Below are 26,700 nucleotides of genomic sequence, written 5' to 3'. Positions count from 1 at the left end.
GACATCCCCCGTCCCCACATCCCCCGTCCGCGCCCCCGCGCGGATCCCCTCAGAGCAGGCCGGCGAGCATCGACGCGGCGCGGGCGGCGCCGTCCGGCGGCACCGGCCGGTAGGCGACCTCGCGGCCGATCTCGGCGGCGATCGCCTCCGCCAGCGAGCCCGGCGTGATCTCGTCGAAGTCCATGCGGCGTCCCGCGCCGTGTCGCCGCAGCCGGTGCGCGACGTGGAAGTTCTGCTCGAAGTGGTGCCGCAGCGGCACGTAGATGAACGGCCGGCGCGTCGCGGTGAGCTCCATGCAGGTCGTCAGGCCGCCCTGGACGATCGCCAGGTCGCAGGCGGCCAGGTGCCGGTGCAGCCCCGGCACGTACGCGTGCACCTCCAGCCCCGCCTGCCGCGGCAGCGTGCCGGGGTCGATGCGCGGCCCCGCGACGACGACCATGCGCAGTCCGGGTACGCGCATCGCGGCCTCGGGAAAGGCGGCCACGACCCGGTGCAGCAGGCTCTTGCCGACCCCGGAGCCGCCGACGGTGACCACGCAGACCCGCTCGTCCCGGTGGTAGCCGAGTTCCGCGCGCAGCGCCTCGCGGTCGGCGTACTCGCCGGGGTCGAAACCGGTGACGTAACCGGCGAAGTCGTAGTGCGCCTCGGTCCACTCCCTGATCGGCGGCAGGTCGCGGCCGAACCGCTCGTCCACGATGTCGCCGGGGTCGCCGATGAAGACGGCCCGGTCGCGCACCCGCGGGAACCGTTCGACGTGGGCGATCATCTCGGCGTTGTGGTCGGCCGCGACCAGCGCCTCGCGGTCGCCGCCGTCGGGGAAGGGCAGGAAGCCGACGAAGTCGGTCATCCAGGCGTAGGCGAACCGCTTCAGCTCGGGGTTCTCGTGCAGGAAGTGGTCGACGTCCCAGGATTCGTCGCCGATGACCAGGTCGTAGCGTTCCTCGGTGACGAGGTCGTGGAACACCATGAAGTTCGACACCAGGATCTCGTCGGCCCGGCGCAGCGCCTGGAAGCAGTGCAGGTCGTGCTCGTCCGCCTCGCTCTCGATGTGCGCCGACTCGCTGGCCAGCCACCGGCTCGCGGGGTGCACGTGCTCGCCGGCCTCGTCGAGCATGCGGGTGACGGGGTGCTGGGTGAGCCAGTCGATGCGCACGTCCGGATGGAGGGCGCGGAGTTCGCGGGCGATGGCCAGGTCGCGGCGCGCGTGGCCGAGCCCGATCGGCGAGCTCAGGTAGAGCACCCGCTTCTGCCGCCGGTTCCAGCGGCTCCACGTGCGGCGGCGCGGCGCCGGCGGGCGTAACCGCGCGACGAATTCGCTGATCAGCAGGTTCACCCGCACGGGGTCACGGGCCGGCGGGATGTGGCCGCCGCCTTCCAGCAGGACGAGCTCACCGCCGCTCCAGGCGACGATCTTCTCGCTCACCTCCACCGGGACCACCCGGTCCTGGTCACCGTGGACGGCCAGCAGCGGGGTGGTGATGCGGGTGCACCAGGACTCGATCGTCTCCCTGCTCGGCCGCGCCGCCTGGCTCTCGGCCACCAGCACGTCCGGGCTCGTGTCGAGGCCCCAGGCGACGCCGTCCTCGATCGCCTTGGTGGAGTGCGGCTCGGTGAAGCACTGGCCGAAGAAGAACCACAGGAAGTCCTCGTAGTCCTTCAGCCAGTACCGGCGGTTGTACTTGGCCCAGTGCGCCGGCGGGTCGGCGCCGCCCGCGCGGACCGCGGAGGCGTCGAGTGCGGGCGCCGGGGCGTCCAGTGCCAGGGTCTCGGCCTTGCCCCTGGCCACCGACGGGGCGAGGACGATGGTGCCGAGCACCCGGGCGGGGTGTTCCGCGGCGAGTTCCAGCGCCCAGTTGGCGGCCCGCGAGAGCCCGGCCACGACCGCCTGCTCGGTCCCGGTGGCGTCCAGGACGGCCAGCGCGTACGCGATCTGGGCGGCCTGCCCGTACGGCTCCGGGGTCACCGGGCGGTCCGACAGCCCGTTGCCGGGCCCGTCGTAGGTGACCACCCGGTGGTGCCGCGCCAGGTACGCGAGCTGGCCCTTCCAGAACCGGTTGTGGACGATCGTCCAGGTGGGCAGCAGCAGGATGGTCGGCCCGCCGGCGCCGTGCACCTCGTAATGGATCTTCACGCCGTGATGCTCGATGAAGCCTTCGGCGTCCGCTGTCCTCGCCCGCATGGCGTGCCTCCACAGAGACCGTTCGGTCGATCGACCGATAAGGGGGAAGGTAACATTCGGTCGAACGACCGACAAGGTATTTGTACGAGGAAGGCCTGACCTTTGGGCGAACCGAGCGGCCCCACCGCGACCCGGATACTGGAGGCGGCCAGGACGTGTCTCCTCGCCGAAGGCATCTCCGGGCTGTCCACCCGCAAGGTCGCCGACATCGCGGGCGTGCCGCTGAGCCAGATCCATTACCACTTCGGCGGCAAGCAGGGGCTCGTGCTCTCCCTGCTCGACTACGAGAACCGCCGCCTGGTGAACAGGCAGCGCGACATGTACGGCGTGGACGCACCCCTGTGGAAGCGTTACGAACAGGCCTGCGACCTGCTCGAAGAGGACCTGGACTCCGGCTACGTGCGCGTCCTGCAGGAGATGATCTCGGCGGGCTGGTCGGATCCCGCGCTCGCCCGCCGGGTGCTCACCATCCTCCAGCCATGGCAGGACGTCCTGGAGGAGGTCGCCCGCGAGGCGGAGACGCGGTTCGGCTCGCTCGGGCCGTTCTCGGCCGTCGACGTGGCGGCGCTGATCGGCCTGGCGTTCCTGGGCGGCGAGGCGGTCATCCTGCTCGGTGACGAGGACTGGAGCCGGCGGGCCCGGGCGGCGCTGCGCAGCGTGACCGAGCTCATCCGCGGCGTCGAGGAAGGCTGACCCGAAGGATCTCAGGCCACGGTCTGCCGGTGTCCGGCCGCACGACGGGGCAGGCCGTGGGCGTGCAGGGTGGCCGCGATCACCCGCAGGGCTCTGCGCAGGGTCATGTCGTCGAGATGCCCGTAGCCGATGACCAGGCCGTTGTGCCCCCGTTCGCGCGGGTGGTAGTAGGAGTCGAGCGCGGTGACGTGCACCCGCCGCTCGCGCAGCGCCCGGATCACCTGTTCCGCGCTGATCCGCGCGGGCAGGACGAGCGTGACGGCCGAGCCGGTGTCGGCGCCCAGCAGCCTCGCGCCGGGAAAGGCGCCGAGCGCCTGGGCGACGAGCCTTCGCTTCGGCGCGTACAGCCTGGACAGCTGGTCGACGCGGCCCGCCACGCAGCCCGACGCCAGCAGCTCGGCCACCGCCCGCTGGCTGGGGAACGACGGTTGCTCGGCGCCGGTGGCGATGTGCCGCTCGATCGCCGGGGCCAGCCGCCGGGGCGCGACCAGGTAGGCCAGGCGCAGCGTGGGCGTGAGTATGCCGGCGAAGGTGCCCGCCATGGCGGTCAGCTCCGGGTCGCCGAGGGACAGGATGCTGGGCCGCGGGCTGAGCCCGGTGTCGAAGAGGCCGTCGAACGCGGGCTCGATGACGAGGACGCCCTGCTCGGCCGCCCAGTCCGCCACCGCCGCACGCCGGCGCAGCGACATCCGCACGCCGAGCGGATCGTTGCGCTCCGGCCGGACGATCAGCGCGTCGCAGCGGCGGCCGATCAGGTCGACGCGCACGCCCTCGTCGTCGACGGGGACGGGCAGCACCGTGCCGTGCCCGTCCAGGGCGGCCCTGATCATCGGGGACGCGGGCTCCTCCAGGCCGATGACCAGGTCCGGGGCAGCCCCGCGTAACGCGGTCAGCAGCCGCTGCGTGGCGTGCCCGTACCCGGCCGCGACGATGATCTCGTGCTGGTCGAGGACCAGGCCGCGGGTGTCGCGCAGGTGCACCGCGATCGCGCGCCTGAGCTCCGGCAGCCCGGCCGGCGGCAGTTCCTCGACGGGCGGCGGGTGGTGTCCGGCCCGCCGCCACGCCGCCCGCCAGGCCGTCAGCGGGAAGCCGTGCGGGCTCGGCCGGTCGGGTTGCATGCCGATGGGCTCCTCGGCGACCGCCGCCGGCGCGGGCACGGCGCGTTCCTCGCGCTGCGCGACCGCGGTGACGTAGGTGCCCGACCCGCGCCGGCCGGTGATGTAGTTCTCGCCGTACAACGTCTGGTACGCCGTGACCGCGACGCCGCGCGAGACCCGCAGGATCGCGGCCAGGGTGCGGGTGGACGGCATCCGCGTCCCTGCCGCCAGCCGCCCGGCGTCGATGGCCGCCCGGATCTGGCCGGCGAGCTGGTCCTGCAGCGGATCGGGGAGGTGGCGTTCCAGGTGGATGGGGATCGAGAGTCTCTGTGAGCTGCGCATGCCTCTTCCCTGGCGTGAACGTTCCGGCGTGGTCGGAGGGTGTCTCCGCCGGACGCGGGCCTCGCCACCGCGTCCGTATCTGAGGGCGTGACATTCCGTTCCATCGGCGGGCCGCGTGGAACGGAATGTCACGCCGATGGGAAGAAGAGGTGATGGAGGTACCGCATGGGCTCGGAGGTGTGGGAGGCCGGCGACGCCTACGAGGCGTACGTCGGCAGGTGGAGCCGCGGGATCGGGCCGGAGTTCCTGCGCTGGACGGCCGTGCCCGCCGGTTCGAGCTGGCTGGACGTGGGCTGCGGCACGGGCGCGCTGACGTCGGCGATCCTCGCGGTCGCCGATCCCGCGGACGTCGTCGGCGTGGACACCTCGGAGGGGTTCCTGGCCGCCGCGCGCGCCCGCGTCACCGATCCGCGGGCGACGTTCGTGCCCGGCGACGCGCGGTCGCTGCCCGTGCCGGACCGCCGCTTCCACGCCGTGGTCAGCGGGCTGACGCTCAACTTCGTGCCCGCGCCGGAACGCGCCGCCGCCGAGCTGGCCAGGGTCGCCGCGCCGGGCGGCGTCGTCGCCGCCTACGTGTGGGACTACGCCGCCGGGATGGAGCTGATCCGGCACTTCTGGGACGCCGCCACCGCCCTCGACCCGGCCGCCGCCGACCTGGACGAGGGCCGCCGCTTCCCGCTCTGCCGGCCCGAGGGCCTGCGCACGTTGTGGGCCGGGGCCGGGCTCGACGACGTGCGGGTGCGATCCGTCGAGACGGCCACCACGTTCGCCGGCTTCGACGACTACTGGCGGCCGTTCCTGGGCGGGCAGGGCCCGGCGCCGGCGTACGCGATGTCACTGACCGAGGAGCGCCGGCGCGCCCTGCGCGAGACGCTGCGCGCCCGCCTGCCCACCGGCCCCGGCGGCGCCATCCCCCTGACGGCGAGGGCCTGGGCGGTACGCGGCGTGGCCAGGCACGCCACCTGACCGGGGAGACCAGTAAGCGTCGCATTCACGTGGTGAGTGGAGCTGCACAGCGGCCGGGCGAGGTGACTTCATGGACCTTGCCCGAGAAACAGAACCAGGGGGAAGACCATGGCGATCAATGAAGAACGACTCATGCAGTTCCTGTTCAAGTTCGTCACCGACGTCGGCGCCACGATGGGGGCGGGCGGTGTCGTGGTGGGCGACCGGCTCGGTCTCTACCGGGCTCTGGCCGACCGGCCTCAGTCGCCTGAGGAGCTGGCCGAGCGCACCGGGACCGCGCCGCGCTACGTCGAGGAATGGCTGCGCGGGCAGGCGGCCGGCGGCTACGCCGAGTACGACGCCGCGACGGGCCAGTACTACCTGACGGAGGAACAGGCGTACGCGCTGACCGACCCGAACGGGCCGGTGCTCGGCGGCTTCCAGCTGGCCGTCGGCTCGCTGAAGGCGTTGCCGGAGATCACCAAGGCGTTCCGCACCGGCGAGGGCGTCGGCTGGCACGAGCACGACGAGGACGTCTTCGACGGTTGCGAGCGCTTCTTCCGGTTCGGTTACAGCGCCCACCTGGTCAACGACTGGCTGCCGGCGCTCGAAGGCGTCGAGTCCGGGCTCCGCGCCGGGATGCGGGTCGCCGACGTGGGATGCGGCCACGGCGCGTCCACCAGGCTGATGGCGCAGGCCTTCCCCGAGTCGACGTTCACCGGCTGGGACTACCACGAGGACTCCGTCAAGGAGGCCGCCAAGCAGGCCGACGGGCTGGGGCTCGGCGAGCGCGTCGAGTTCCGGGTGGCCAGCGCGCAGACCTTCGGCGGCGGGCCGTACGGGCTGGTGACGACGTTCGACGCGCTGCACGACATGGGTGACCCGATGGGTGCGGCGCGGCGGGTGCGCGAGCAGCTGACGGACGACGGCACGTGGATGATCGTGGAGCCGGCCGCGGGCGCGTCGGTGAGCGAGAACCTCAACCCGGTGGGCCGCGCCTACTACGCGTTCTCGGCGTTCCTGTGCGTGCCCAACGCGCTCTCGCAGGAGGGCGGCTACGCGCTGGGCGCCCAGGCGGGCGAGGAGCCGATCCGGCAGGTGGCCACCGACGCGGGGTTCAGCCGGTTCCGCCGGGTGGCGCAGACGCCGTTCAACATCGTCTACGAGGCGCGGCCCTGACATCCGCGGCAGGTTCGCGGGCGTCCGTCAGCGGGCGGGCGTCCGTCAGCCGGCCGGCGACTGCGGGCGGTCCGGGCGGTCGGGGTGCGCGGCCAGCGGCAGCCTGGCCAGCTCGCCCCGGCTGGCCACGTTGAGCTTGGGGAACGCCTTGTGCAGGTGGTAGCCGACGGTTCGCGGGCTGAGGAAGAGCCGGGCGCCGATCTCCCTGTTGCTCATGCCGTCGGCCGCCATCCGGACGATCTGCAGTTCCTGGGCGGTGAGCAGGGCGGCCACGTCGGCGGCGGCCCGCTCGCCGAGGTCGCCGGTCTGGTGGCGTTTGCCGGCGGCTCTCAGCTCGTTCCTGGCGCGCTCGATCCACGGGCGCGCGCCGAGCCGTTCGAAGATCTCCAGCGCGGACTCCAGCAGCGGGCGCGACTCGGCGCGCCGCCGGTTCCTGCGCAGCCATTCGCCGTACAGCAGTTCCGTCCTGGCCCGCTCGAACGGCCGCCCGCCCCTGCCGTGCAGGACGACGGCACGCGCGTAGGCGGCGTCGGCGGCCGCGCCCTCGCTGCGCAACGCCGTGCAACGCAGGCCCACCGCCTCCGCCCAGGGCCGGGCGGTCGTCGCGGCCCAGATCTGGACCCGGCGGTCGGCGACCCGGGCGGCCTCGGTACGGCCCAGCTTCACCGCCGCCTCGACGATGTCGGGCACCCGGTGCAGGAGCATCATGGTGTGCGCGGCCGGGGCGTCCAGCCCGTATTCGCGTGCCCGCCGCAGCACCGCCTCGTAGCGGCCCTGGGCCAGGTCGGCGAGGTTGAGCGAGGCGCAGCGCAGGCCGGTGGTGCCCGGGTCGCGCGCGTCGGCGATGCGGTGCGTCAGTGCGCGGACCCGTTCCTCGTCGCCCTCGATCGCCGAGAGGTAGGCCATGACGCCGGTCAGCAGGTTCGTGAAGTGCGGCTGCCCGGTGTCCCCCGCCACGCGCAGGCCCTCCTCGGCGCTGGCCCAGGCGTCCCGGTGCCGGCTGAGGAACATCTCCGCCCTGGCCTTCACCAGGAGCGCGCCCGGCAGGACGCCGATCGCGCCCAGGGCGCGGCATTCGTGCTCGATGGCGACGGCCCTGGCGTGGGAGGCGTCGTCGTCGCCGTGCAGCAGGTCCCAGATCGCCAGCTGGGCCCGCTGCTGCAGGCCGGGCGGCTCGTAGGCGCTCTCGCAGGCGGTGCGGACGCCCTCGATCACCTCACGCAGCCACGGCAACGCATCCTCGGGCCGTTCCACGGCGAGCCGGCCGAGTCCCGCGACGGCTCGCCACAGCGGCAGGGACCTGGCGTCGCCGGGCAGCGCCGCGGTGCGGGCCGCGATCGCGTTCAGCGCCGGGTAGTCGCCGGCCAGCCAGGCGGCGGTCATGGCCGCGAAGTACAGGTCGAGCGCCGCGGCCGGGCTCGCGTGGCCGCGCAGCGCCTCCGCGGCGGCGGCCAGCGCGGGGTGCGCCCGGTCGGTACGTCCGCCCGCCATGGCCACCATGGCCCGGGTCTCGGCCACGTGCGCCAGGGCCGGTGGTTCGTCCAGTTCCGCCGCGGCCTGCTCGGCCAGGGTGGCCGCGCGCCGGCGCTGCCCGCACTCGGCGGCGGCCCTGGCGGCGGCGGCCAGGCGCCGGCCGCGTTCGGCCCGGTCGGCGGTGAGCTGGGCGGCCCGTTCGTAGGCCGCGGAGACGGCGGCGTACCCGCCCCTGTCCCGCGCGTCCTCCGCGCCGCGTTCCAGCGCGGCGGCCGCCGTCTCGTCCGGGCCCGTCGCCGCGGCGGCCAGGTGCCAGGCCCGGCGGGTGGCGGCGCCTGGACGGTCGCGCAGCGCTTCGGCCAGCGCGCGGTGCGCGGCCAGCCGTACGGCGGTGGACGCGTGCTGGTAGGCGGCGGTCCTGGCGAGCGGGTGCCGGAAGCGGATGACGCCTTCGGTGACGCGGATCAGACCGGCCGCCTCTGCGACGGCCACGGCCTCCAGCGCCGCATCCGGCCATCCAGGCGCCGCGTCCGGCTCCCGGGATGCCGTGTCCGGCCGCCCGGGCGCCGCGTCCGGCTTCCCAGGCGCCGTGTCCGGCTTCCCCGACGGGCCGAGCCTGTGGGCGGCCGCGAGTACCAGTTCGAGTTCGCCGGAGTCCGCCGCCGCGACGGCCAGGAGCGCGCGGGCCCCGGCGGGCAGTGCCGCGACGCGCGCGTGGAACGAGCGCATCACCCGCCCCGGCGCGGGCATCGGTCCGGCGCCGACGGCGTGCACCGGCAGCGTGCCGGCCCGCTGCGCCGGGCTGAGCGTCGCGGGGAGTTCGAGCAGGGCCAGCGGGTTGCCCTGCGCCTCGGCCAGGACGTGGTCACGCACGGGCGGCGCGAGATCGGGCGCGTGCTCGGCGAGCAGGCGGGCCGCCTGCGGCTCCGTCAGCCCGCCGAGCCGTAACTCGGGCACGCCGGGCGCGGCGAAGGAGCGGTCGCCGTCGAGTGGCCGGCCGTCGTCGCGGACGGCGAAGATCAGCACGACGCCTTCCGCCTCCAGCCGGCGGGCGGCGAACAGCAGCGCCTGGGCCGAGGACCGGTCGAGCCACTGGGCGTCGTCGATCAGCACGAGCAGCGGACGTTCCTCGGCCAGGTTGGCCAGCAGGGTGAGCACGGCCAGCCCGATCAGGAACCTGTCGCCGCCCGCCGGCGCCTGGTCCAGGCCGAGCGCGCCGCGCAGCGCCGCGGCCTGGCCCGGCGGCAGCGCGTCGAGGCCGTCGAGCACGCCGTGGGTCAGCAGGTGCAGCCCGGCGAACGGCAGCTCCATCTCCTGCTCGACCCCGGCCCCGCGCAGCACCCGCAGGTCCCCCGCCGCCCGTTCGGCCGCCCGTTCGAGCAGCGCGGTCTTGCCGATCCCGGCCTCGCCGCGGATCACCAGCGCACCGCTGCGGCCCGCACGCGCGCCGGTCAGCAGGCCGTCGAGCACGGCCGACTCGCTGATCCGTCCGTGCAGCACGCCGCCTCCGTTCGCCGGGTTACCGGATTCGACAGTTTCAGCCGGCGACGGTGCCCACGGTCCGGTGCGGGGTCACCCTGATCACCGCGCGGACGACCTCCGGTGGCAGGTCCAGGTACTCCTGGCCGGCGCCGGGCCCTTCGTACCGCTCGGCCAGCGCCACGGCCAGCGCGCGCCCGGCGTCCTCCGTGACCGTGGCCTCGCCGCGTACCTCCAGGTAGCGCTGCGGGTCGGCCCGGTCGTAGACGGTCAGGCTGACGCGCGGGTCGCGGCGCACGTTGCGTTCCTTGCGCCGGCCCATGGCGGTGGAGACGAGCAGGTCGTCGCCGTCCCTGCCGACCCACACCACGGACGTCTGCGGGCTGCCGTCGGGGTTCAGCGTCGCCAGGACGGCCGGGTGGGCGTCGTCGATGAGCTCGCGCGCGTTCTCGCTCAGCGGTGCCGTCACGGGCGTTCCTTCCTGGCGGCGGCCGGGACACGGGGTTCGGTCATGCCCGTCATGATCGCATCTCCGGCGCCGGGGATCCGCACCACCCGGTGACTGCGGCGCGGGCGGAGTCCGGGTCGTCGCCCGCCCAGGCGGCGTATCCGTCGGGCCTGACCAGGGTCAACGCGGGGAAGGCGGTGTCGCTCGTCTCCGCGGCGGCGAGCCGGCCGGCCCAGGCGGCCGGGTCGGGGGCGGGCGTGCCGGTGCGGCGTACCAGGAGGAACCGGCCGTCGCGCAGCGCCTGGTAGAGACGGCCGGCGGACAGGCGGGCGTCCGGGACCCGGCGGCCCTCCCAGGCGTGGGCGTGGCGCGGGTCCCTGGGCGGGTAGGCGATCGACAGCCCGGCCACGCGCCGGCGCAGGGTGTCGCTGATCGGCCGGACGGCCAGCATGCCCCGCGCGGCGAACGGCCGGATCGCGCGCACCGGCGCCGGGGCGACGCTGATGCGTTGCAGCAGGTCGGTGAGGCGCAGCGCGGCGGCGCCGACCGGATGGCGTTCGGCGTGGTAGGAGTCGAGCAGCCAGGGCGCGGCGTGGCCGTGCACGGCGGCGGCGAGCTTCCAGCCCAGGTTCACCGCGTCCTGGATGCCGGTGTTCATGCCGAGTGCGCCGAGCGGCGAGTGCACGTGGGCGGCGTCCCCGGCCAGGAACACCCGGCCCCTGCGGTAGTGGTCGGCCTGGCGGCGCTGGTTGCGGAACCGCGTCGACCAGCGCATCTCGGTCACGCCGAGGTCGCGTCCGGCGAGCCGGTTCAGCGACTCCGTCACCTCCGCGACGCCCAGGGGCTCGTCGAGCGGCACGTCCCGGTGGCGGCGGTCCCAGATGACGGCCCTGACCCAGCCGTCGCCGAACGGCGGCATCAGCACCACGCCGTCGCGTCCCACGTAGGTGCGCACGGCGCGGGCGTCGGCCCCGGCCAGGCGGAGGTCGGCGAGCAGGATGTCGGTGTCGTAGGCGGCGCCGGAGAAGCCGACGCCCATGCACCGCCTGACGCTGCTGTGCGCGCCGTCGCAGCCGACCACGTAGCCGGCGCGTTCCGTCCTGGTGCCGGAGTCGTCCTCGATCGTCACGGTGACGCCCCGGCCGTCGTCGTCCAGGGCGACGACCTTCGCGCCGCGTTCGACCCGGACGCCCGCCGACCGTACCCGTTCGGCCAGCAGCGCCTCGGTGCGCGCCTGCGGGACGATCAGCACGTACGGGAAGCGGCTCTCCGGGTGCCGCATCGGCAGCCGCACCGACCGGCGGCCGAAGGTCGGCCTGACCTCGTCCACCTGGATGCCCCGCGGCAGCAGGTCGTCGGCGAGCCCGCGCATGTCCAGCTGCTCCAGCGTGCGGGCGTGCACGCCGAAGGCGCGGGTGAGGTTGGACTCCTCGGCCCGCTGTTCGAGCACCCGGCAGGAGACCCCGCGCAGCGCCAGCTCGGCGGCCAGCATGAGCCCCGTGGGACCGGCGCCCACCACGAGGACCTGTGTGTCGTGAACCATGCCGCCATCGAATCCAACGAGTGCGGAATTCTGCATCTGTCGAATGACCGGTCCCCGGCTAAACGACCATACCGTACGGTACTGTATGTTGCTGAGCATACGCCACCGTATGGTGGGGGCATGTGTCGAGGCTGGAGGCACGATGTTGAGCAGCCGATCGTGGGGTGCGACCGAGGCGGAACGCGCGGCGGCGTACCCGTGTGACCGCCAGGTGCGGCAGCCCTGCCGGACCTACCACCGGGCCGTGGACGTCGACGCGTCGGTCCCGCTGACGTTCCGCTGGCTGTGCCAGCTGACCACCGGCGACTACACCTACGGCCGCATGTGGCGATGCAGCCGCACGCTCACGCCCGGCGCCGACCGGCTCGCGCTCGGGCAGCGTTTCATGGTGTTCGACATCGCCGACTTCGCCACGGACGACCACATCACCGGTGTCACCACGCCGGCGGCCCGGCGGCTGTACGGCACGCTCGCCGTCACCTACCGGGTGGCGCCCAGGCCGTCCGGTCTCAGCCGTTTGGTGGTGCGGCTCAGCGTGCCGGGCGACCGCGGGCTCTCCCGCCGGGCGCAGGGGCCGCTCGCCCTCGCCGACGCGATCATCATGCGCAAGCAGCTGCTCAACCTCAAGGCCCTGGCCGAGCGGGACGAGCGGCTGCTGCCGCGCGGATGAACATGTGTGGCAGGGGAGCTTCGGCATCGCCCGCCGAGGGGATAAGCTCCCTGCGGGCGGTGCTCTCCCGCCCAACCTCCTGAGCGGGTCCCCACGCGACCCGCCGACCGCGGGGGCAAAGGGGACATCACGCGCCTCGGGAGCGGTGGTCCGCACGGCCCGCGATCCTGGAGCGGCCGCCACGGGCCGCGGGCGTGGGCCGGGTCCTGGCGATGGCCGCGGGGAGAGTCGTCATGACCAGCAAGAAGCAGCTCAAGGCCCGCATCAGGGCACGGATGGCCAAGACCGGCGAGAGTTACACCACCGCCCGCGCCCACCTCGTGGGCGGCGCCGAGACGCATTCCGACGCCGGCTGGCGCTTCGCCGGCGGGCGGCACCCGTCCAGCGCGGCGATCACCGCGGTCCTGGTCAACCAGGGGGCCGACGTCGGCGAGCCGCTGGTGTTCCTGGCCGGGGGCGGCATCGGCGCCGGATACATCCTGTGGGAGTTCAAGCACGACCAGTCCCGCCACGTGACCCTGGGCTTCCGCAACCAGTGGCAGTACCACGACCGGTGGATGACCAAGACGCTCACCCGGCTCGGCGTGCCGTACGAGGAGCACCACACCTCGGGGACCCGCGCCGCCAGTGACCGGCTGGCGGCCGAGCTGGACGCGGGGCGGCCGTGCGTGATCCTGCCCGACCGCTACCACCTCGGCTACTGGCAGCTGCCCGCCGCGATGGACGGGCACGGCGGCGGCCCGGTCGTCGCCTACCGGCGCGACGAGAACGGCGTCCACCTCGACGACCGGGGCCAGGCGCCGATCGTGATCCCCCGCGAGAGGCTGGACGCCGCGCGGGCGCGGGTCGGCTCGTACCGCAACGCCACGCACGTGCTGGGCGAGGCGAAGCTGAGCGACGAGACGCTGGCCGAGGCCGCCCGCGAGGGGCTGCGCGACTGCGCCGCCCACCTGTCCGCCGCCTCGGACTCGTTCTCGCTGCCCGCCTGGCGCAAGTGGTCACGGCTGCTGGTCGACACCCGCAACGCCAAGTCCTGGGGCAAGGTCTTCGCCGACGGACGCGGCCTGGCCGACGCGCTGCTGTCGGTGTGGGAGGGCGTGGAGCCGGTGGGCATGGACGGCGGCAACCTGCGCGACCTGTTCGCCGATTCCCTGGACCAGGCCGCCGCGCTGCTGGCCCGGCCCGAGCTGGCCGAACTGGCCGGCCGGTTCAGGGAGATCCACGGCCTGTGGCACGAGCTGGCCGAGTCCGCGCTGCCGTCCGAGGTGCCGGAGCTGGCCCGCGTCCGCGAGCTGACCGCCTCGATCAAGGAGAGCGTCATGGGCGGGGGCAGCGCGAACGGCGAGGAGGCCGTCGCGGCGGGCCGGCTGCTGTGGGAGTCCCGGGCCGCGGCGAACGAGCGCCTGGCCGCCGCCGACACCGCCGACCTCTTCGCCGGTCTCAGCGCCCGCCTGGCCGCCATCCACGAGGCGGAGACCGCGGCGATCGATCGGCTGGTGACGCTCACCCGCGACTGATCGGCGGGCCGGCCGTTGTTACCCTGGATGAACTGCTCCGTCCCCCCGGGCGAGGGTCGTTCGACCGTCCGGAAGCAGTCGCTACGCGTCTCCAGCGACCACGGAGGGAATTCCATGGACGGCTACCCGCAGATCGCGGACCACGGCATGATCGGTGACCTGCAGACCGCCGCGCTCGTCTCCGGGACGGGCACCATCGACTGGTGGTGCACGCCCAGGTTCGACTCCCCGAGCGTCTTCGCCTCGATCCTCGACCGCGAGCGCGGCGGGCACTGCCGGCTGGCCGCCGACGTCGACCGGATCGACGGCGCCACCGTCCGGCAGCTCTACCTGCCCGACACCGCCATCCTGGTCACCCGGTTCATGGCTCCCGGTGGCGTCGGCGAGGTCCTCGACTTCATGGAGCCCAGCTCGGCCACCACTCCATCCGCCCGGCACCGGCTGCTGCGGGTCGCCCGGGTGGTGCGCGGCAGCCTGCCCTTCACCTTCGCCTGCCGTCCCCGGTTCGACTACGGACGGGCCCCGCACACCCTCGCGCTCGGCGACGACAGGTCGGCGGTCTTCCACGGCCCGGGCACGGATCTCCACCTGCAGACTGCCGGCCCGTTCACCCTGCTCAGGGACGGCGACGACGTCTCCGCCGAGTTCACCCTCCAGGCGGGGCAGATGGCCGCGGCCGTCCTGACCAGCGACAGCGGCGGCGACGAGCCCGTGACGCCGATGACCGCCGACGACGTCTACGCCGCCTTCGAGGACTGCCGCGACTTCTGGCACGGCTGGCTGCGCACGTCCCGCTACCGGGGCCGCTGGCAGGACATGGTGAACCGGTCGGCGATCACGCTCAAGCTGCTCACCTACGCGCCCACCGGCGCCCCGATCGCCGCCGCCACCATGGGCCTGCCCGAGCAGATCGGCGGCGAGCGCAACTGGGACTATCGCTACACCTGGATCCGCGACGCGTCCCTGTCCGTGCGGGCCCTGATCGACCTGGGTTTCGTCGAGGAGGCCCAGGCCTTCCGCACCTGGCTGCGCGAACGTCTCGACAGCGGGAACGAGTCGGGCGAGCCCCTGCAGATCATGTACCGCATCGACGGCGACCCGCACCTGACCGAGGAGGTGCTCGACCATCTGGAGGGCTACCAGGGGTCAGGACCGGTGCGGGCCGGCAACGCCGCCGCCGACCAGCTGCAGCTCGACATCTACGGCGAAGCCGCCGACGCCCTGGCCCAGGCCCCGGACATCGGCGGCATCCGCGGCTGGCGGGCGTTCGCCGGGCTGCTGGACTGGCTGGCCGACAACTGGGACCGTCCGGACGAGGGCATCTGGGAGACCAGGGGCGGGCGGCAGGACTTCACCTACAGCCGGCTGATGACCTGGGTCGCCTTCGACCGCGGGATCCGGGTGGCCACCGCCTACTCGCGTCCGGCCGATCTGGTCCGCTGGCGCGGCGTCCGCGACACGGTCTTCGACCAGATCGTCGACCGCGGCTGGAGCCCGCGCAGGCAGGCGTTCGTCCAGCACTACGGCACCGACGTGCTGGACGCCTCGCTGCTGCTCATGCCGCGCGTCGGGTTCATCTCCCCCACCGACCCGGCCTGGCTGAGCACGCTCGACGCCATGGACGACGAACTGGTCAGCGACAGCCTGGTCTACCGCTACGACCCGGAGGCCTCGCCCGACGGGCTGCGCGGCTCGGAGGGCACGTTCAACCTGTGCAGTTTCCTCTACGTCGAGGCTCTGGCCCGCGCCGGACGGCTGCAGCAGGCCCGCTACGCCTTCGACAAGATGCTCACCTACGCCAACCACGTCGGGCTGTTCGCCGAGGAGATCGGCCCGTCCGGCGAGCAGCTCGGCAACTTCCCGCAGGCGTTCACCCATCTGGCGCTGATCGCCGCGGCGATGGCGCTCGACGAGCACCTCGATCGCGCGGAGACGAGCGCCGGGTAGCCCACCCGTCACCCGTCATTCGGGAGCCGGATGGCGGCGGCGAGGCCGATCAGGGCGAAGATCCCGAGCGCGACCATGGCCAGGGCGTACGTGCGGTCGCCCTGGCCCAGCCCGGAGACCAGGATCGTGCCCGCGATCGCCGTGCCGAACGACGAGCCGAGGTTGGAGACGCTGCGCGACAACCCGGAGATCTCGCCCTGCTGCTCCTCGGGGAAGCTGGACTGCACGACGTTGACCGACGGGGTCAGCATCAGGCCCACGCCCAGCCCGATGAGCAGCAGCCCCGGCGCGAAGGCGACGACTCTCGACGACGCGCCGACCAGCACGAGCAGGACGGCGATCCCGGCCACGGTCATCACGAAGCCCGCCGAGATCAGGCGCTTCTGCGCATGCTTCCTGGAGAGCCGTTCCGCGGCCAGCGACGTGATCAGCACACCGACGGTCGCCGAGGTGAAGATGACCCCCGTCTCGATCGCGTTGTAGCCGCGGACGGTCTGCAGGAACACCGCGACGACGAAGGACGTCCCCATGAGGACCAGCCACTGCATGTTCTGGGTGACGAGCCCGAGGTTGGACGTGCGGTTGCGGAACAGCCCCAGCCTGAGCAGCGGCGCCCGGCCCGCCCGCTCCCGCGCGCGCAGGTGCAGGAAGAACCAGGCCAGGAAGCCGGCCCCGGCGGCGAGCAGCGCCGCCATCAGCCCGGTGTCGCCGTGGCCGGCCTGGAGGATCCCGAACACGACGAAGAACATGCCGGCCGCCGACAGCACCGCGCCCACGACGTCGAAGGGCCGGGACGGGTCGGGCGGCAGCGGGTCGGCGAGCCGGCGGCTGAGCACCACGATCGCCGCGACGACCAGCGCCTGGAAGAGGAACGCGGCCCGCCAGGTGATCGCGGTCGCGATGAAACCGCCGATCAGCGGCCCGGCCGCGGCGCCGACCCCGCCCAGCCCGCTGATCAGGCCGAACGCGCGGGCCCGCGACTGCAGGTCGGTGAACGTCATCGTGGCGAGGATGTAGACGGGCGGGATCAGCAGCGCGGTGCCCACCCCCTCCAGCACCGAGTTGCCGAGCATCAGCACGGCCAGGTTCGGCGAGAGCGCGCTGATCAGCGCGCCGATCCCGTACAGGGTGAGCCCCGCCAGGAAACAGCGCTTGCGGCCCCACCGGTCGGTCAGCTTGCCGCAGGGGATCATGAGCACCGCCATGATCAGCAGGAACAGCGTGATCGTGGCCTGCACGCCCTGCACCGTCGTGTCCAGGTCCGCGCCGATGTCGTTGATCATCACGTTCATGTTGGAGCCCGCGAAGCTGCAGATGAACTGGGCGAGCGCCAGCGGCGTCAGCGGGTTGGTCAGCCACCTGCTCATGGTCCCCTCGATCTGCGCGCCGGCGCCGGATGGCGGACGGATCCCGTCAATGGTGGAAGGCGGCCTTGAGCGCCACGATGACCAGCCCGAGCAGTAGGTTGACCACGCTGGTGAGCAGGACCGCCCGAGGCGGCGCGCCGATCCCCGCGGCCGCCGCGGCCGCCCAGCCGACCTGCCCGGCCACCGCGACCCCGATCGCCAGCCACATGGTGCCCTGCGCTTCGAGGCCCAGCAGCGGGCCGAGCGCCACCACGGCGGCCGGCGGGACGGCCGCCGTGACGATCGGCCACTCCTCCGCGCACGCCCTGCGCACCTCGGCCAGGCTGATGGTGCGGAAGACCGCGCGGGCGCCGAACAGGCGGGCGTGCACGTGGGCCGCCCAGAACACGACGCTGGTGCCCAGCAGCAGCACGATCATCTCCAGGCGCGGGAACCTGCCGAGTGTCCCGGCGCCGGCCACCACGGAGGCGGCCAGCAGCGATCCGTAGACCGCGCCGGTGTAGTCCCTGGCGGCGCCGTGCGCCGGCGGCGCGTGGCCGCCGGCCGGATCGGGCTCCCCTCCCGCCAGGTCGTCCTTCATGCACCTGGTGATCCCCCCTTCTCCATCGCGCGGCCACCGCGGGCAGGCAAAGGATTCCCCTGCGTCCCGTACGTCACCGCGGCGGCGGTTCGTCGGTCATGGCCTCTCCCAGTTCCTGCGGGGTGGCGAACGTCTCGATCAGCGAGAGCAGCATGGCCACCACCGGGACGGCCAGCAGCGCGCCCAGCGGCCCGAACAGCGACGCGCCCAGGATCACCCCGGCGAAGGACACCCCGGGATGGATGTCCACCGCCCGCGAGCTGATCTTCGGCTCCAGGGTCAGGTTCTCCACCTGCTGGTACAGCACGCCCCAGCCGAGCGCCGCCAGCCCGATCCAGGGCCTGGACGAGGCCAGCCCCACCACCACCGGCAGCGCGATCGAGATGTAGGTGCCGATGGTGGGCACGAGCTGGGCGACCAGCCCGGTCCAGGCGCCGAGCGCCAGCCAGGACGGCATGTCCAGCACCCAGAACACCAGGGCCGAGGCGGTGCCGTTGATGGCGGCCAGGATGAGCCGCGAGGAGACGTAGCCGCCGGTCTTGATCGCGGACACGTCCCAGACTCTGATGAAGACCTCCTGGAACCGGCCGGGCAGCAGCCGCGCGATCCACCGCCGCAGCCGCGGCCCGTCGGCCGAGAAGTAGAACGCCAGCAGCATCAGGGTGAACAGGTTGAACACCGTTCCTGTCACCGTGCCCAGCAGGCCGAGCACGCCGTCGAGCGCTTCTTGCGCGTACGTCGCCGCCTGCTGCGGGGTCAGGTTGATGGACTTGAGGATGCCGGAGACCTCGTAGCGGGTGCCGAGCCTGGCGTTGAGCCAGTCGACCGCGCCGCTCACCGCCCCGGGCAGCGCCTTCAGCAGCACCGCCACCTGCTGCACGAACATGCTGCCGAACAGGACGAGGAAGATCACGAAGGCGACGATGGCCAGCGCCATCACCAGCAGCGTGGCCCGTCCCCTGGACACGTACCGCGACAGGCGGCGCACGGCGGGTTCCATGGCCAGCGAGAGGAACCACGCCATCACCAGCATGGCGATCAGCGAACCCGCGTCGGTGACCACGAACCGCAGGAAGAGCACCACGGCGACGACGGCCGCGATGACGAGCCCGGCCCGCCAGACGTTGGCCGGCGAGAGCAGCACCCGCACTTCGCGCACGCCGTCGTCCGGCTTCATCGGCTTCCGCATGGTCCTCCAGGGATCTCGATCTCACCTCCGGCGACCATGCGGGGGGACGATGAGTCCGGCGAGGCGGTGACGCACTCAAGGTACGACGACCGGCCGCCGCGGCCGGGCATCTGCCCGCCGGTCGGCTTGTCGCCGGATCGCGCGGCGTCCGAACCGGGTGCGTGGCCTCGCCGCGGTTCAGGCGGGCGGGCCGAGGTCGAGGTCGAGGCCGGCCAGGTCGGCGCGCGAGGAGACGCCCAGCTTGGGATAGGCCTTGTACAGGTGGAAGCCGACCGTCCTGGGGCTGAGGAAGAGCCGGGCGCCGATCTGCCGGTTCGTCGCGCCGGTCGCGGCGAGCCGGACCACCTGGAGCTCCTGCGGGGTCAGCGTGTCGAGCGCCGGCGTCGCACCGCGCGGGGCCGACGCGGGGGTCCTGGCGCCGGTCGCGGCCAGCTCCGCGCGGGCCCGCTCGGCCCAGGGCGTCGCCCCGAGCGCGGCGAACCCGGCCACGGCTGCGCGCAACTGCACGCCGGCGTCGGCGCGGCGGCGGGCCCGGCGCAGCCATTCGCCGTAGGCCAGGTGGGTCCTGGCCTGCTCGAATGGCCGCCCCTGCCGGTCCGCCTCCGGCCTGTCGTGAGGCTCGCCGAACGTGCTGCGCGGCGCGGTCGAGCCGGACGGCGAGGCCGAGGGCCGGGAGTGCAGGCCGAGCGCCGCGACGTAGTACGCCTCGGCGTCGGCAGCGACGTCGGCGTTGGTGGCGGCGTGGGTGGCGGCGTTGGCGTCGGCGTTGGTGGCGGCGTGGGTGGCGGCGTTGGCGTCGGCTGTGGCGTTGCTGGTGGCATCGGTGGCGGCGTTGGTCGTGGCGTTGGTGGCGGCGTGGGTGGCGGCGTTGCTGGTGGCGTCGGCGCGGCCGGCGAGCAGGGCCCGGCACCGGTGCGCGACCGCCATCGCCCATGGTCGGCCGCTGGCCGCAGCCCAGGCGTCGAAACGGGCGAACGCGGCGGCCGCGCGGGCGGGCTCGTTCATCCTGACGCACGCCTCCACGTAGTCGGGGATGGCGAAGGTGACGATCACCGTGTGGCCGAGCGGACCGTCGAGGATGTGCGCCATCCGCTCCGCCACCGCGTCGTAGCGCCCGCGTACCAGGTCGAGCAGGGTCAGCGCGACGCCGCCCCAGCCGGAGCCGTTGCGTTCCCCGGCGCCGCCCTCGGCGTCGTGGGCCAGGCGGCGGCATTCGTCGTCCTCGCCACGGATGGCGGCCAGGAACGCCAGGATGCCGTTCAGGTGGCGCAGGCGTCCCGCCTGACCGGTGTCGCGCGCGATGCGCCAGGCCTCGGCGCCCGATTCCGCGGCCTCGGCGTGCCTGCCGTGCAGGATCTGGGCCTGGGTGAGCAGTTGCAGCGCGTGCGGGAGCGCGCCGACGAGTCCCTGGCGGCGGCAGGCGTCCACCCGGGCCGCGGCCAGCGCACAGGCCGCGTCGTCGGCACCGGTCATCAACGCGCTGAACACGGCGTACACGCCGGCAACACCATTGCCCCACCCGAATTCAGCCGCACCGGGCGCGGGTAGGACGGACTCGCCTGCACCAGGTGTGGGCGAGGCGGGCGCACCCGCTTCGGGCGCGAGCCAGGCGGGTTCGGCGGTATCAGGCGGGGGCAAGGCGGCGTGTAGGAGGGGTAGGCCGGTGGCCGGGTCGCCGGCCGCTACGTGTCGCATGCCTCGTACCGCCGAGACGAGCGGGGCCAGGTGCGGCGCGACGTCGGCGTCGAGCGGCTCCATGAGGTCGGCGGACCGGTCGAGCGCGGCGAGGTCCCCGGCGAACCAGGCCGCCGCGGCGGCGCTGGCGAGCAGGGACACGGCGTCGGCTGGGGCGATCTCCGTGACGGCCGTGGCGGCGGCGATCAGCGTGTGCGCGGCCAGGGCCGGGTCGCCCTGTTCCGCCTGGACCGCGGCGTACACGCCGGCCAGCCGGGCCTGTAACGCCGGATCGGCGGTGAGCCGGCGGCCGCGTTCGGCCGCCCGGCCCGCGCGGGGAAGCTGCCCCGCCCCGAGCGCCGTCTCGGCCGCCGCCGCCAGCCAGTGGGCGCGCCGTTCCCGCGCCACGGTGAGCTGCGCCGCCCGCTCGTAGGCGGTGGCGGCCGCGGAGTTGCTGCCACGAGATCTGGCGCGCTCGCCCGTCGCGGCCATGACGAGCGACAGGTCCTCGTCGGGTTCGAGCGCGGCGGCCGACAGGTGCCAGGCCCTGCGGTCGGCGTGCTCGTCGCCGTCCAGGACGCCGGCCAGCGCCCGGTGCGCGGCCACCCGCCGGACGAGCGGCGCCTCGTGGTAGGCGGCGGCCTTGATCAGCGGATGGGCGAAGCGCAGCCACCCGTCGGAGACCTCCACCAGGGCGGCGTGCTCGCCGGGCTCCAGGTCCTCGGGCCCGGCGCCGAGCGCGCGAGCCGCCGTCAGCACGAGCCGCAGGCTGCCCGACCCGTCGGCGGCGGCGACCAGGAGCAGCAGCCGGGTACGTTCCGGCAGCCGTCTGATCGCCGCACGCAACGACTGTTCCAGCCGCCCGGCCAGGGACGATCCCGGTGGCAGCGGCGGGAGCGGCGCCAGGTGCCCGGCGCGCTGCTCGGGGGTCAGCAGCCCGGCGAACTGCAGCAGCGCCAGCGGGTTGCCCTCGGCCTCCTCGATCACCCGGTCGCGGGCCTGGGGCGCGAGATCGGTCGCGCGTTCGGCCAGCAGCCGCTCGCAGTCGTCCTTGGTCAGACCGGACAACCGCACCTCAGGCAGCCCGGACAGCCGCACCTCCGCCTGGCCGGACGGTCGCACCTCAGGCAGCCCGTGCACGGCTGGTTCCGGGCCCTGACGGCCGGCGAAGAACATGGTGATCCGTTCGGCCGCCAGCCTGCGGGCGGCGAACAGCAGCGCGTCCACGGACGCCTGGTCCAGCCACTGCACGTCGTCGACCAGGCACAGCAGCGGGCGTTCCTCCGCGAGGTCGGCGAGCAGGGTCAGCACCGCGAGTCCGACGAGGAACCGGTCCGGGCCGTCCTCCTGCCCGGCGGCCGGCGGCGCGCCCTCGCCGAACGCGCCGCGCAGCGCCGTACGTTGCGCGCCCGGCAGCCGGTCGACGAGATGACGGGCGGGACGCAGCAGCAGGTGGAGCGCCGCGAAGGGCAGTTCGGCCTCGGCCTCGATGCCGGTGGCGCGCAGGACGAGCAGGTCGTCGTCCGCCGACGTCCGGACGACCTCCGCCAGCAGCGCCGACTTGCCGATGCCGGCCTCGCCGAACACGGCGACGGCGTTCCCCCGCCCGGCGCGGGACTCGGCGATCATCCCGCTGAGCAGGGCGATCTCCGCGTTCCGCCCGATCATGATGCACCGACCCTACCTAACCGCCCGGCCGCCGGACCGCGCGGCTCCGGTCACCTGACTGATGCGGACGGACCCCGCCGCGTCCTACGGTCGTCGAGCAGCGAAACGATCACCGGAGGAGAGCCGTGGAGCACGACGAGAGCATCCGCCTGGAGCCCGTGGCGACGGTCGTCGGCGGACGCGCGGAGCCGTTCGACGACGACTGGAACACCGAGCAGGCGGTGATCCGCATCGACGGGAGCCGCTTCGGCCCGGACTCCCTGGCCGGGCTGGACGCCTTCTCGCACCTGGAGGTGGTGTACCTGTTCCACCTCGTGGACCCGGCCGAGGTGCACACCTCGGCCCGCCGTCCCCGGGGGAACCCGGAGTGGCCGCCGGTGGGCATCTTCGCCCAGCGGGCCAAGAACCGTCCGAACCGGCTGGGTGTCTCGCGCTGCAGGCTGCTCGCCGTGGACGGTCTCGACCTGCACGTACGCGGCCTGGACGCCATCGAAGGCACCCCGGTGCTGGACGTCAAGCCGTACATGGCCGAGTTCGGCCCGCAGGGCGAGACCACCCAGCCCGCGTGGGCGAGCGAACTGATGCGCGCGTACTACTGAGCCAAGCCAACGCCAGGTTGGTCAACAATTGTTGGCCAACACCCGTTGACATGCCTGCCACCGAAATGCTGAACTGTAGTTGCCAACAAGCGTTGACCAGAAAGGGGTCGTGACATGACCGAGGTGATCGTCGTAGGGGCGGGCCCGACCGGGCTGCTGCTCGCGGGAGACCTGGCGGAGGCGGGTGTCGCGGTCACGGTCCTGGAGCGGCGTGACGGCGGGATCTCCAACCTGTCGCGGGCGTTCGGCGTCCACGCCCGCACCCTGGAGGAACTGGACGCGCGCGGCCTGGCCGACCAGCTCGTGTCCATGGGCGCGACGCTCAGCCGGCTGCAGTTGTTCGAGCGGGTGGAAGTGGACCTGGGCGGGCTGCCCAGCCGGTTCCCGTACCTGCTGATCACCCCGCAGTACAACGTGGAGCACCTGCTCCTGGAGCGGGCGCTCAAGGCGGGGGCCGAGATCGTGTACGACGCGGAGGTGCGGGAGCTGACCCAGGACGCCACCGGCGTCACCGTCACCACCGCGAGCGGCGCGCATCGCGCCGCCTACGTCGTCGGCGCCGACGGCTTCCACAGCGCGGTGCGGCGCGCGCTCGGCCAGCCCTTCCCCGGCAAGTCGGTGCTGAAGTCCATCATGCTCGCCGACGTGCGGGTCGCCGAGCCGCCCGCCGACCTGCTGACCGTCAACGGCGTCGGCGACGCGTTCGCGTTCCTCGCGCCGTTCGGCGACGGCTACTACCGGATCTTCGCCTGGGACCGCAGGCACGCCGTGCCCGACGACACCCCCCTCGACCTGGACGAGGTCCGCGACGTCACCAGGCGCGCCCTGGGCAGCGACTTCGGCATGCACGACGCCCGCTGGCTGTCGCGCTTCCACAGCGACGAGCGTCAGGTGCCGGACTACCGGGTCGGCCGGGTCTTCCTCGCCGGCGACGCCGCCCACGTGCACTCCCCGGCCGGCGGCCAGGGCATGAACACCGGCCTGCAGGACGCCGCCAACCTGGGCTGGAAGCTCGCCGCGGTGCTGCGCGGCGCGCCCGACGCGCTGCTCGACACCTACCACGGCGAGCGCCACCCGGTCGGCCATGCGGTCCTGCGCAGCAGCGGCGCCCTCATCAGGGCCGCCATGATCGAGTCGGCCGCCGGACGGGCGCTGCGCGGCTTCGCCGCCCGCGGCGCGCTGTCCATCCCCAAGGTGCTGGCGAAGGTGACCGGCCAGCTCAGCGGCATCGGCTACACCTACCCCACACCGGACGGCGCCCACGAGCTGGTCGGCACCCGCGCCGCCGACGTCCCGCTCGCCGATGGCGGCCGGCTGTACGAGGCCCTGCGCGGCGGACGATTCGTCCTCATCGGCGCGGCCGACCTCACCGGCTGGGGCTGGGACGACCGCGTCCACGTGGCGGCCCCCGCGACGCCGGGCGGCCCGCTGCTCCTCGTCCGCCCCGACGGGTACGTCGGCTGGGCCGGCACGGACCTCACCGACCTGCGCCGCACCCTGACCGACCTGGCGGGAACACCGGCGACGAGCTAACCCGGGCAGAACCGCCGACGGCTACCGCCGGGTCGAGGCCGGGCAGCGAGTTGGGCGGAGGGGCGGGCCGACGGAGTCGCTGAAGTCGGAGTGGCCCAGATCTCGCTCAACCCTCCGGCCGCTCCTCTCAGCGGCGAGCGCAGCCCCACCCACTGAGAGCCCGCCGGCCTCTCCCCCATCGTCCGGCGGGCGGATCCGGCGGGGAGTCGTGATGGGTTTCGGAGTCGGGGTGGGCTTTGGTCCCGTCAGAGTGTCGGGCGGAATCAGCAGCAGAGGATGCTCCACCCTGATCGTCGGGATGCTCGCCCTCGGCGCGGTCATCTATGTCGTGCGCCTGGTGGCGAACCTGGTCTCGTGGTTCTTCGCCTGGCCGATCCGCCTGATGGAGCCGGAGACGCGCAGTTGGGGGCTGGACGCGGTGGCACGGGCCGCCGTGACTTGGGCGGCCGAAGGCCTATGGGTCGAGACGCTCCTGCTGTTGGCCGCGGCCTCGCTCAACGGCAGGGGTGTGGCGCGTCTGTATCTGGGGCCGTCGGGCATGAAGGGCTCGTCGAGGTTTTGGCGTTTCTGGTCGGTGCTCCTGTTCCCGGTGGTGATGTTCGCCACCATCGGGATGGCGCTGGCGCCCGAGCCGGGGGGCGGCGTGTCACCCCCTGCTCCTGCTGCCAGTCCCGCGCCCGCGAACACCGGACGTGAACGCCCTACCCAGGTGCCGCAAGCCGCACGGCGAGCGGTCGTCACGGACATCCTGAGCGGTGACCAGGTACGAATCGGGCCGGCGACGGCCGACGGCGCCTCGAAGGCGGCCGTCGCCCGACTGCTCGGCCTGCGTGCCCCGCATGGGTCGGCATGCGGCGCGGCGTGGGCCAAGCGCCGTCTGGCCTCGCGGCTCTCGTCGGGCGGTCTGGTCTGGGTCCTGACGCGCGCTTCCTCTCCGTCGGCGGTCTACCTGTGGAACTCCGACGGCGAACTCATCAATGCCCTGGTACTCAAGGATGGCGCCGCCAGGGCCTTCACCGTTGAGGTGGGCAGGTCGATGCGAGCACGGTTCCAGGCGTACGAGGACGCGGCCCGTGCGGACGAGCGGGGCGTGCACGGCTGCCCGCGCGGATGAGAAGTGTCAGCGGGCGCCCGCGGCGGCCAGGGCGAGAGCCAGGGTCTCCACTGTCTCGGGACGGGAGGTCATCCAGGCCGTCCTGGCACCACCCGCCGTGATGACCAGTTCGCCGTACTCGACGATGGGCAGCTCCCGATTGCTCTTGAACCGACGGTCGGGACCGCCACGGACGGTGACGTGTTCCCAGGTCCGGCCGACGATCCGGGCGTCCTGCGGGGGTGTCATGTCTTCGATCATCCGTACTGTGCCATGTGCCACCCGTAATTCGCGATATCGGCGTTCCGCCCAAACGCCTCCGCGGCTCCTGCTCAAGATGCGATCGGGGCAGAAATACAGGGTCCACGCCGGTGACTCCAGTCGCGGCACGTCGAGGTCGATGACGATTCCCGGAACTCCGCCGAACGACGCCGAAGCGTTTTCTCGTCTCACGCTGAAGCCGGCGCCGCCGTTGGCCCGGCGTTCGGTCTCGCCGATCTTCGCCTCGCCAGGGATCTGCCACAGCATGTCCGTGGAACACGCCTGCTGAAAGGCCGCCTCCAGCCGCGCGAAAACCACGACATGGGGCTCGGAGTCCGCGTACTCAACGCGCGGACGCCGACGGGAGCGTTCCACAGAGGCGATCGCGAGGGCCAGGAGCAGCCCAGCGACGGCCACCGGCCAGCCGTTGCCGCGCATGGCTATGGCCGCGCCCTCGGTGACGAGGAGCGCGAACGGCCATTTCCTCGACACTCGTTGCGCGGCATCGATCTCCGCCAGGAAGCGTCTGTCCTCCATGGGTGTCGCCGCCACCGGCGGATCAGGCGTTTCGGCCACCGGCTCAGGCTGCGTCGTCACTGCGGGCTTGGGCGCCATGACAGGCAGGGGTGCCGGAACCGGCGAAACGGGTGGGGGCGTGGGGAGGAGGTGGGTGGCGCCCGGCGCCTCTGCGGACATGAACCGCTCGGCATGGGCATGGACGTGCGGCACGTCCTGCTCGGGAATCGTGCCGAAATGGAGTTGGCGGCCGTCCTGGGTGACGACGGTCAGGCGGTTGAGCGTGTTCCACCTCTCACCGAACGAGAAAGACCGCACCTGCGGCCACCAGGCCTGAATCTTGGGGCTTTCGTGGGGGTGCGAAAGCAGCACGCCCATCAGCCGGAAATTCGTGATGACGACGAGATCGATCAGTGGCTTGAGCTGGTTGGTCGTGCCGACGTAAACGATGTTCTCGCCGTCGCGCGAGAACAGATAACGCTGCGCGTCCGAAATCGCCTTGGCGTGAGCGCGCTGATGGACTTTCGACCCTAGATGCGGATTCACTGTCGCCCGATTTCCTTCTCGAAACATTGCGGAGCCGAGCCCAGGCCGCGCAGTTTGCCGCTCGGGACGCGAGAATGATCAACCGCCGGATTCCCGCTGCCGTTCGGCGGCGAACCACAGGGAGACGGCGGCGATGCCGGCCGTGTCGCGATGACCGTCCCG

At 73.3% G+C, this 26,700-nt stretch carries 19 protein-coding genes; 9 read left to right on the top strand and 10 right to left on the bottom strand.

From position 1 onward, the window contains the following. Positions 1-49: 49 nt before the first annotated feature. Complete coding sequence (locus tag HII36_RS11185) at positions 50-2,179, bottom strand: alpha/beta hydrolase (RefSeq protein WP_173523044.1); 2,130 nt, start codon at positions 2,177-2,179, stop codon at positions 50-52. A 102-nt stretch (positions 2,180-2,281) separates the two neighbouring features. Between HII36_RS11185 and HII36_RS11180 the strand changes: the two genes are divergently transcribed. After that, on the top strand, positions 2,282-2,872 hold the full coding sequence (locus HII36_RS11180) for a TetR/AcrR family transcriptional regulator (RefSeq protein ID WP_173523043.1): 591 nt from the start codon (positions 2,282-2,284) through the stop codon (positions 2,870-2,872). Positions 2,873-2,883: 11 nt separating this feature from the next. Here HII36_RS11180 and HII36_RS11175 read toward each other — a convergent pair whose 3' ends face one another. Continuing rightward, complete coding sequence (locus HII36_RS11175; RefSeq protein ID WP_173523042.1) at positions 2,884-4,311, bottom strand: aminotransferase-like domain-containing protein; 1,428 nt, start codon at positions 4,309-4,311, stop codon at positions 2,884-2,886. Between the two features lie 165 nt (positions 4,312-4,476). Here HII36_RS11175 and HII36_RS11170 point away from each other — a divergent pair, with 165 nt between their 5' ends. Further along, a complete protein-coding gene (locus HII36_RS11170) occupies positions 4,477-5,277 on the top strand; it encodes a class I SAM-dependent methyltransferase (RefSeq protein WP_173523041.1) in 801 nt (266 codons plus the stop codon). A 108-nt stretch (positions 5,278-5,385) separates the two neighbouring features. After that, the gene (locus HII36_RS11165) at positions 5,386-6,435 is read left to right on the top strand and encodes a class I SAM-dependent methyltransferase (RefSeq protein WP_217369390.1); all 1,050 of its coding nucleotides are present in this window, start codon (positions 5,386-5,388) and stop codon (positions 6,433-6,435) included. Between the two features lie 45 nt (positions 6,436-6,480). Here the strand turns inward: HII36_RS11165 and HII36_RS11160 are convergent, their stop codons facing one another. Genes HII36_RS11160 through HII36_RS11150 form a run of 3 tightly spaced genes read right to left on the bottom strand, consistent with a single transcriptional unit; the run spans position 6,481 to position 11,378 of the window. Then, positions 6,481-9,408, bottom strand: coding sequence for an ATP-binding protein (locus HII36_RS11160; protein WP_173523040.1), 2,928 nt, complete (start codon positions 9,406-9,408; stop codon positions 6,481-6,483). Between the two features lie 37 nt (positions 9,409-9,445). After that, on the bottom strand, positions 9,446-9,856 hold the full coding sequence (locus HII36_RS11155) for a PPOX class F420-dependent oxidoreductase (protein WP_173523039.1): 411 nt from the start codon (positions 9,854-9,856) through the stop codon (positions 9,446-9,448). A 49-nt stretch (positions 9,857-9,905) separates the two neighbouring features. Continuing rightward, positions 9,906-11,378, bottom strand: coding sequence for an FAD-dependent monooxygenase (locus HII36_RS11150; protein WP_173523038.1), 1,473 nt, complete (start codon positions 11,376-11,378; stop codon positions 9,906-9,908). Between the two features lie 142 nt (positions 11,379-11,520). On the opposite strand from HII36_RS11150, the gene HII36_RS11145 reads away from it, so the two are divergent. From HII36_RS11145 to HII36_RS11135, 3 genes are all read left to right on the top strand, one after another. Beyond that, positions 11,521-12,048, top strand: coding sequence for a hypothetical protein (locus HII36_RS11145; protein ID WP_173523037.1), 528 nt, complete (start codon positions 11,521-11,523; stop codon positions 12,046-12,048). 233 nt (positions 12,049-12,281) lie between these two features. Beyond that, on the top strand, positions 12,282-13,565 hold the full coding sequence (locus tag HII36_RS11140) for a BtrH N-terminal domain-containing protein (protein WP_173523036.1): 1,284 nt from the start codon (positions 12,282-12,284) through the stop codon (positions 13,563-13,565). Between the two features lie 114 nt (positions 13,566-13,679). Next, positions 13,680-15,512: a glycoside hydrolase family 15 protein gene (locus tag HII36_RS11135; protein WP_173523035.1), complete on the top strand. Its 1,833-nt coding sequence runs from the start codon at positions 13,680-13,682 to the stop codon at positions 15,510-15,512. Positions 15,513-15,520: 8 nt separating this feature from the next. Here HII36_RS11135 and HII36_RS11130 read toward each other — a convergent pair whose 3' ends face one another. From HII36_RS11130 to HII36_RS55620, 4 genes are all read right to left on the bottom strand, one after another. After that, a complete protein-coding gene (locus HII36_RS11130) occupies positions 15,521-16,879 on the bottom strand; it encodes an MFS transporter (RefSeq protein WP_173523034.1) in 1,359 nt (452 codons plus the stop codon). A gap of 46 nt (positions 16,880-16,925) precedes the next feature. Beyond that, positions 16,926-17,459 (bottom strand): hypothetical protein, encoded by a 534-nt coding sequence (locus HII36_RS11125; RefSeq protein WP_217369389.1) that lies wholly within the window; start codon positions 17,457-17,459, stop codon positions 16,926-16,928. 73 nt (positions 17,460-17,532) lie between these two features. Further along, positions 17,533-18,648 (bottom strand): AI-2E family transporter, encoded by a 1,116-nt coding sequence (locus HII36_RS11120; RefSeq protein ID WP_236003375.1) that lies wholly within the window; start codon positions 18,646-18,648, stop codon positions 17,533-17,535. Between the two features lie 177 nt (positions 18,649-18,825). Further along, complete coding sequence (locus tag HII36_RS55620; protein ID WP_217369388.1) at positions 18,826-21,990, bottom strand: helix-turn-helix transcriptional regulator; 3,165 nt, start codon at positions 21,988-21,990, stop codon at positions 18,826-18,828. Between the two features lie 125 nt (positions 21,991-22,115). Here HII36_RS55620 and HII36_RS11100 point away from each other — a divergent pair, with 125 nt between their 5' ends. The 3 genes from HII36_RS11100 to HII36_RS11090 all read left to right on the top strand — a co-directional run bounded on the left by HII36_RS11100 (position 22,116) and on the right by HII36_RS11090 (position 25,236). Then, on the top strand, positions 22,116-22,589 hold the full coding sequence (locus HII36_RS11100) for an SAM-dependent methyltransferase (protein WP_328807679.1): 474 nt from the start codon (positions 22,116-22,118) through the stop codon (positions 22,587-22,589). Positions 22,590-22,703: 114 nt separating this feature from the next. Next, positions 22,704-24,122, top strand: a complete 1,419-nt coding sequence (locus HII36_RS11095) for an FAD-dependent monooxygenase (RefSeq protein WP_173523033.1) — start codon at positions 22,704-22,706, stop codon at positions 24,120-24,122. A 211-nt stretch (positions 24,123-24,333) separates the two neighbouring features. Continuing rightward, positions 24,334-25,236, top strand: coding sequence for a thermonuclease family protein (locus tag HII36_RS11090; RefSeq protein WP_173523032.1), 903 nt, complete (start codon positions 24,334-24,336; stop codon positions 25,234-25,236). Between the two features lie 6 nt (positions 25,237-25,242). Here HII36_RS11090 and HII36_RS11085 read toward each other — a convergent pair whose 3' ends face one another. Then, the gene (locus HII36_RS11085; RefSeq protein ID WP_173523031.1) at positions 25,243-26,538 is read right to left on the bottom strand and encodes a hypothetical protein; all 1,296 of its coding nucleotides are present in this window, start codon (positions 26,536-26,538) and stop codon (positions 25,243-25,245) included. Positions 26,539-26,700: the final 162 nt, after the last annotated feature.

The sequence above is a fragment of the Nonomuraea antri genome (assembly GCF_013283785.1).
In the GTDB taxonomy this organism is placed as follows: Bacteria; Actinomycetota; Actinomycetes; order Streptosporangiales; family Streptosporangiaceae; genus Nonomuraea; species Nonomuraea antri.
Note: the sequence above shows the minus strand (reverse complement) of the source record. Positions and strands in the feature narration are given on the sequence as shown.

Bases quoted from the DNA above. Each gene is read 5' to 3' on its own strand.
- HII36_RS11185 (WP_173523044.1), bottom strand. From the start codon at position 2,179: ATGCGGGCGAGGACAGCGGACGCCGAAGGCTTCATCGAGCATCACGGC.
- HII36_RS11175 (WP_173523042.1), bottom strand. From the start codon at position 4,311: ATGCGCAGCTCACAGAGACTCTCGATCCCCATCCACCTGGAACGCCAC.
- HII36_RS11170 (WP_173523041.1), top strand. From the start codon at position 4,477: ATGGGCTCGGAGGTGTGGGAGGCCGGCGACGCCTACGAGGCGTACGTC.
- HII36_RS11165 (WP_217369390.1), top strand. From the start codon at position 5,386: ATGGCGATCAATGAAGAACGACTCATGCAGTTCCTGTTCAAGTTCGTC.
- HII36_RS11150 (WP_173523038.1), bottom strand. From the start codon at position 11,378: ATGGTTCACGACACACAGGTCCTCGTGGTGGGCGCCGGTCCCACGGGG.
- HII36_RS11145 (WP_173523037.1), top strand. From the start codon at position 11,521: ATGTTGAGCAGCCGATCGTGGGGTGCGACCGAGGCGGAACGCGCGGCG.
- HII36_RS11140 (WP_173523036.1), top strand. From the start codon at position 12,282: ATGACCAGCAAGAAGCAGCTCAAGGCCCGCATCAGGGCACGGATGGCC.
- HII36_RS11135 (WP_173523035.1), top strand. From the start codon at position 13,680: ATGGACGGCTACCCGCAGATCGCGGACCACGGCATGATCGGTGACCTG.
- HII36_RS11130 (WP_173523034.1), bottom strand. From the start codon at position 16,879: ATGAGCAGGTGGCTGACCAACCCGCTGACGCCGCTGGCGCTCGCCCAG.
- HII36_RS11125 (WP_217369389.1), bottom strand. From the start codon at position 17,459: ATGAAGGACGACCTGGCGGGAGGGGAGCCCGATCCGGCCGGCGGCCAC.
- HII36_RS11120 (WP_236003375.1), bottom strand. From the start codon at position 18,648: ATGCGGAAGCCGATGAAGCCGGACGACGGCGTGCGCGAAGTGCGGGTG.
- HII36_RS55620 (WP_217369388.1), bottom strand. From the start codon at position 21,990: ATGATCGGGCGGAACGCGGAGATCGCCCTGCTCAGCGGGATGATCGCC.
- HII36_RS11095 (WP_173523033.1), top strand. From the start codon at position 22,704: ATGACCGAGGTGATCGTCGTAGGGGCGGGCCCGACCGGGCTGCTGCTC.
- HII36_RS11090 (WP_173523032.1), top strand. From the start codon at position 24,334: ATGGGTTTCGGAGTCGGGGTGGGCTTTGGTCCCGTCAGAGTGTCGGGC.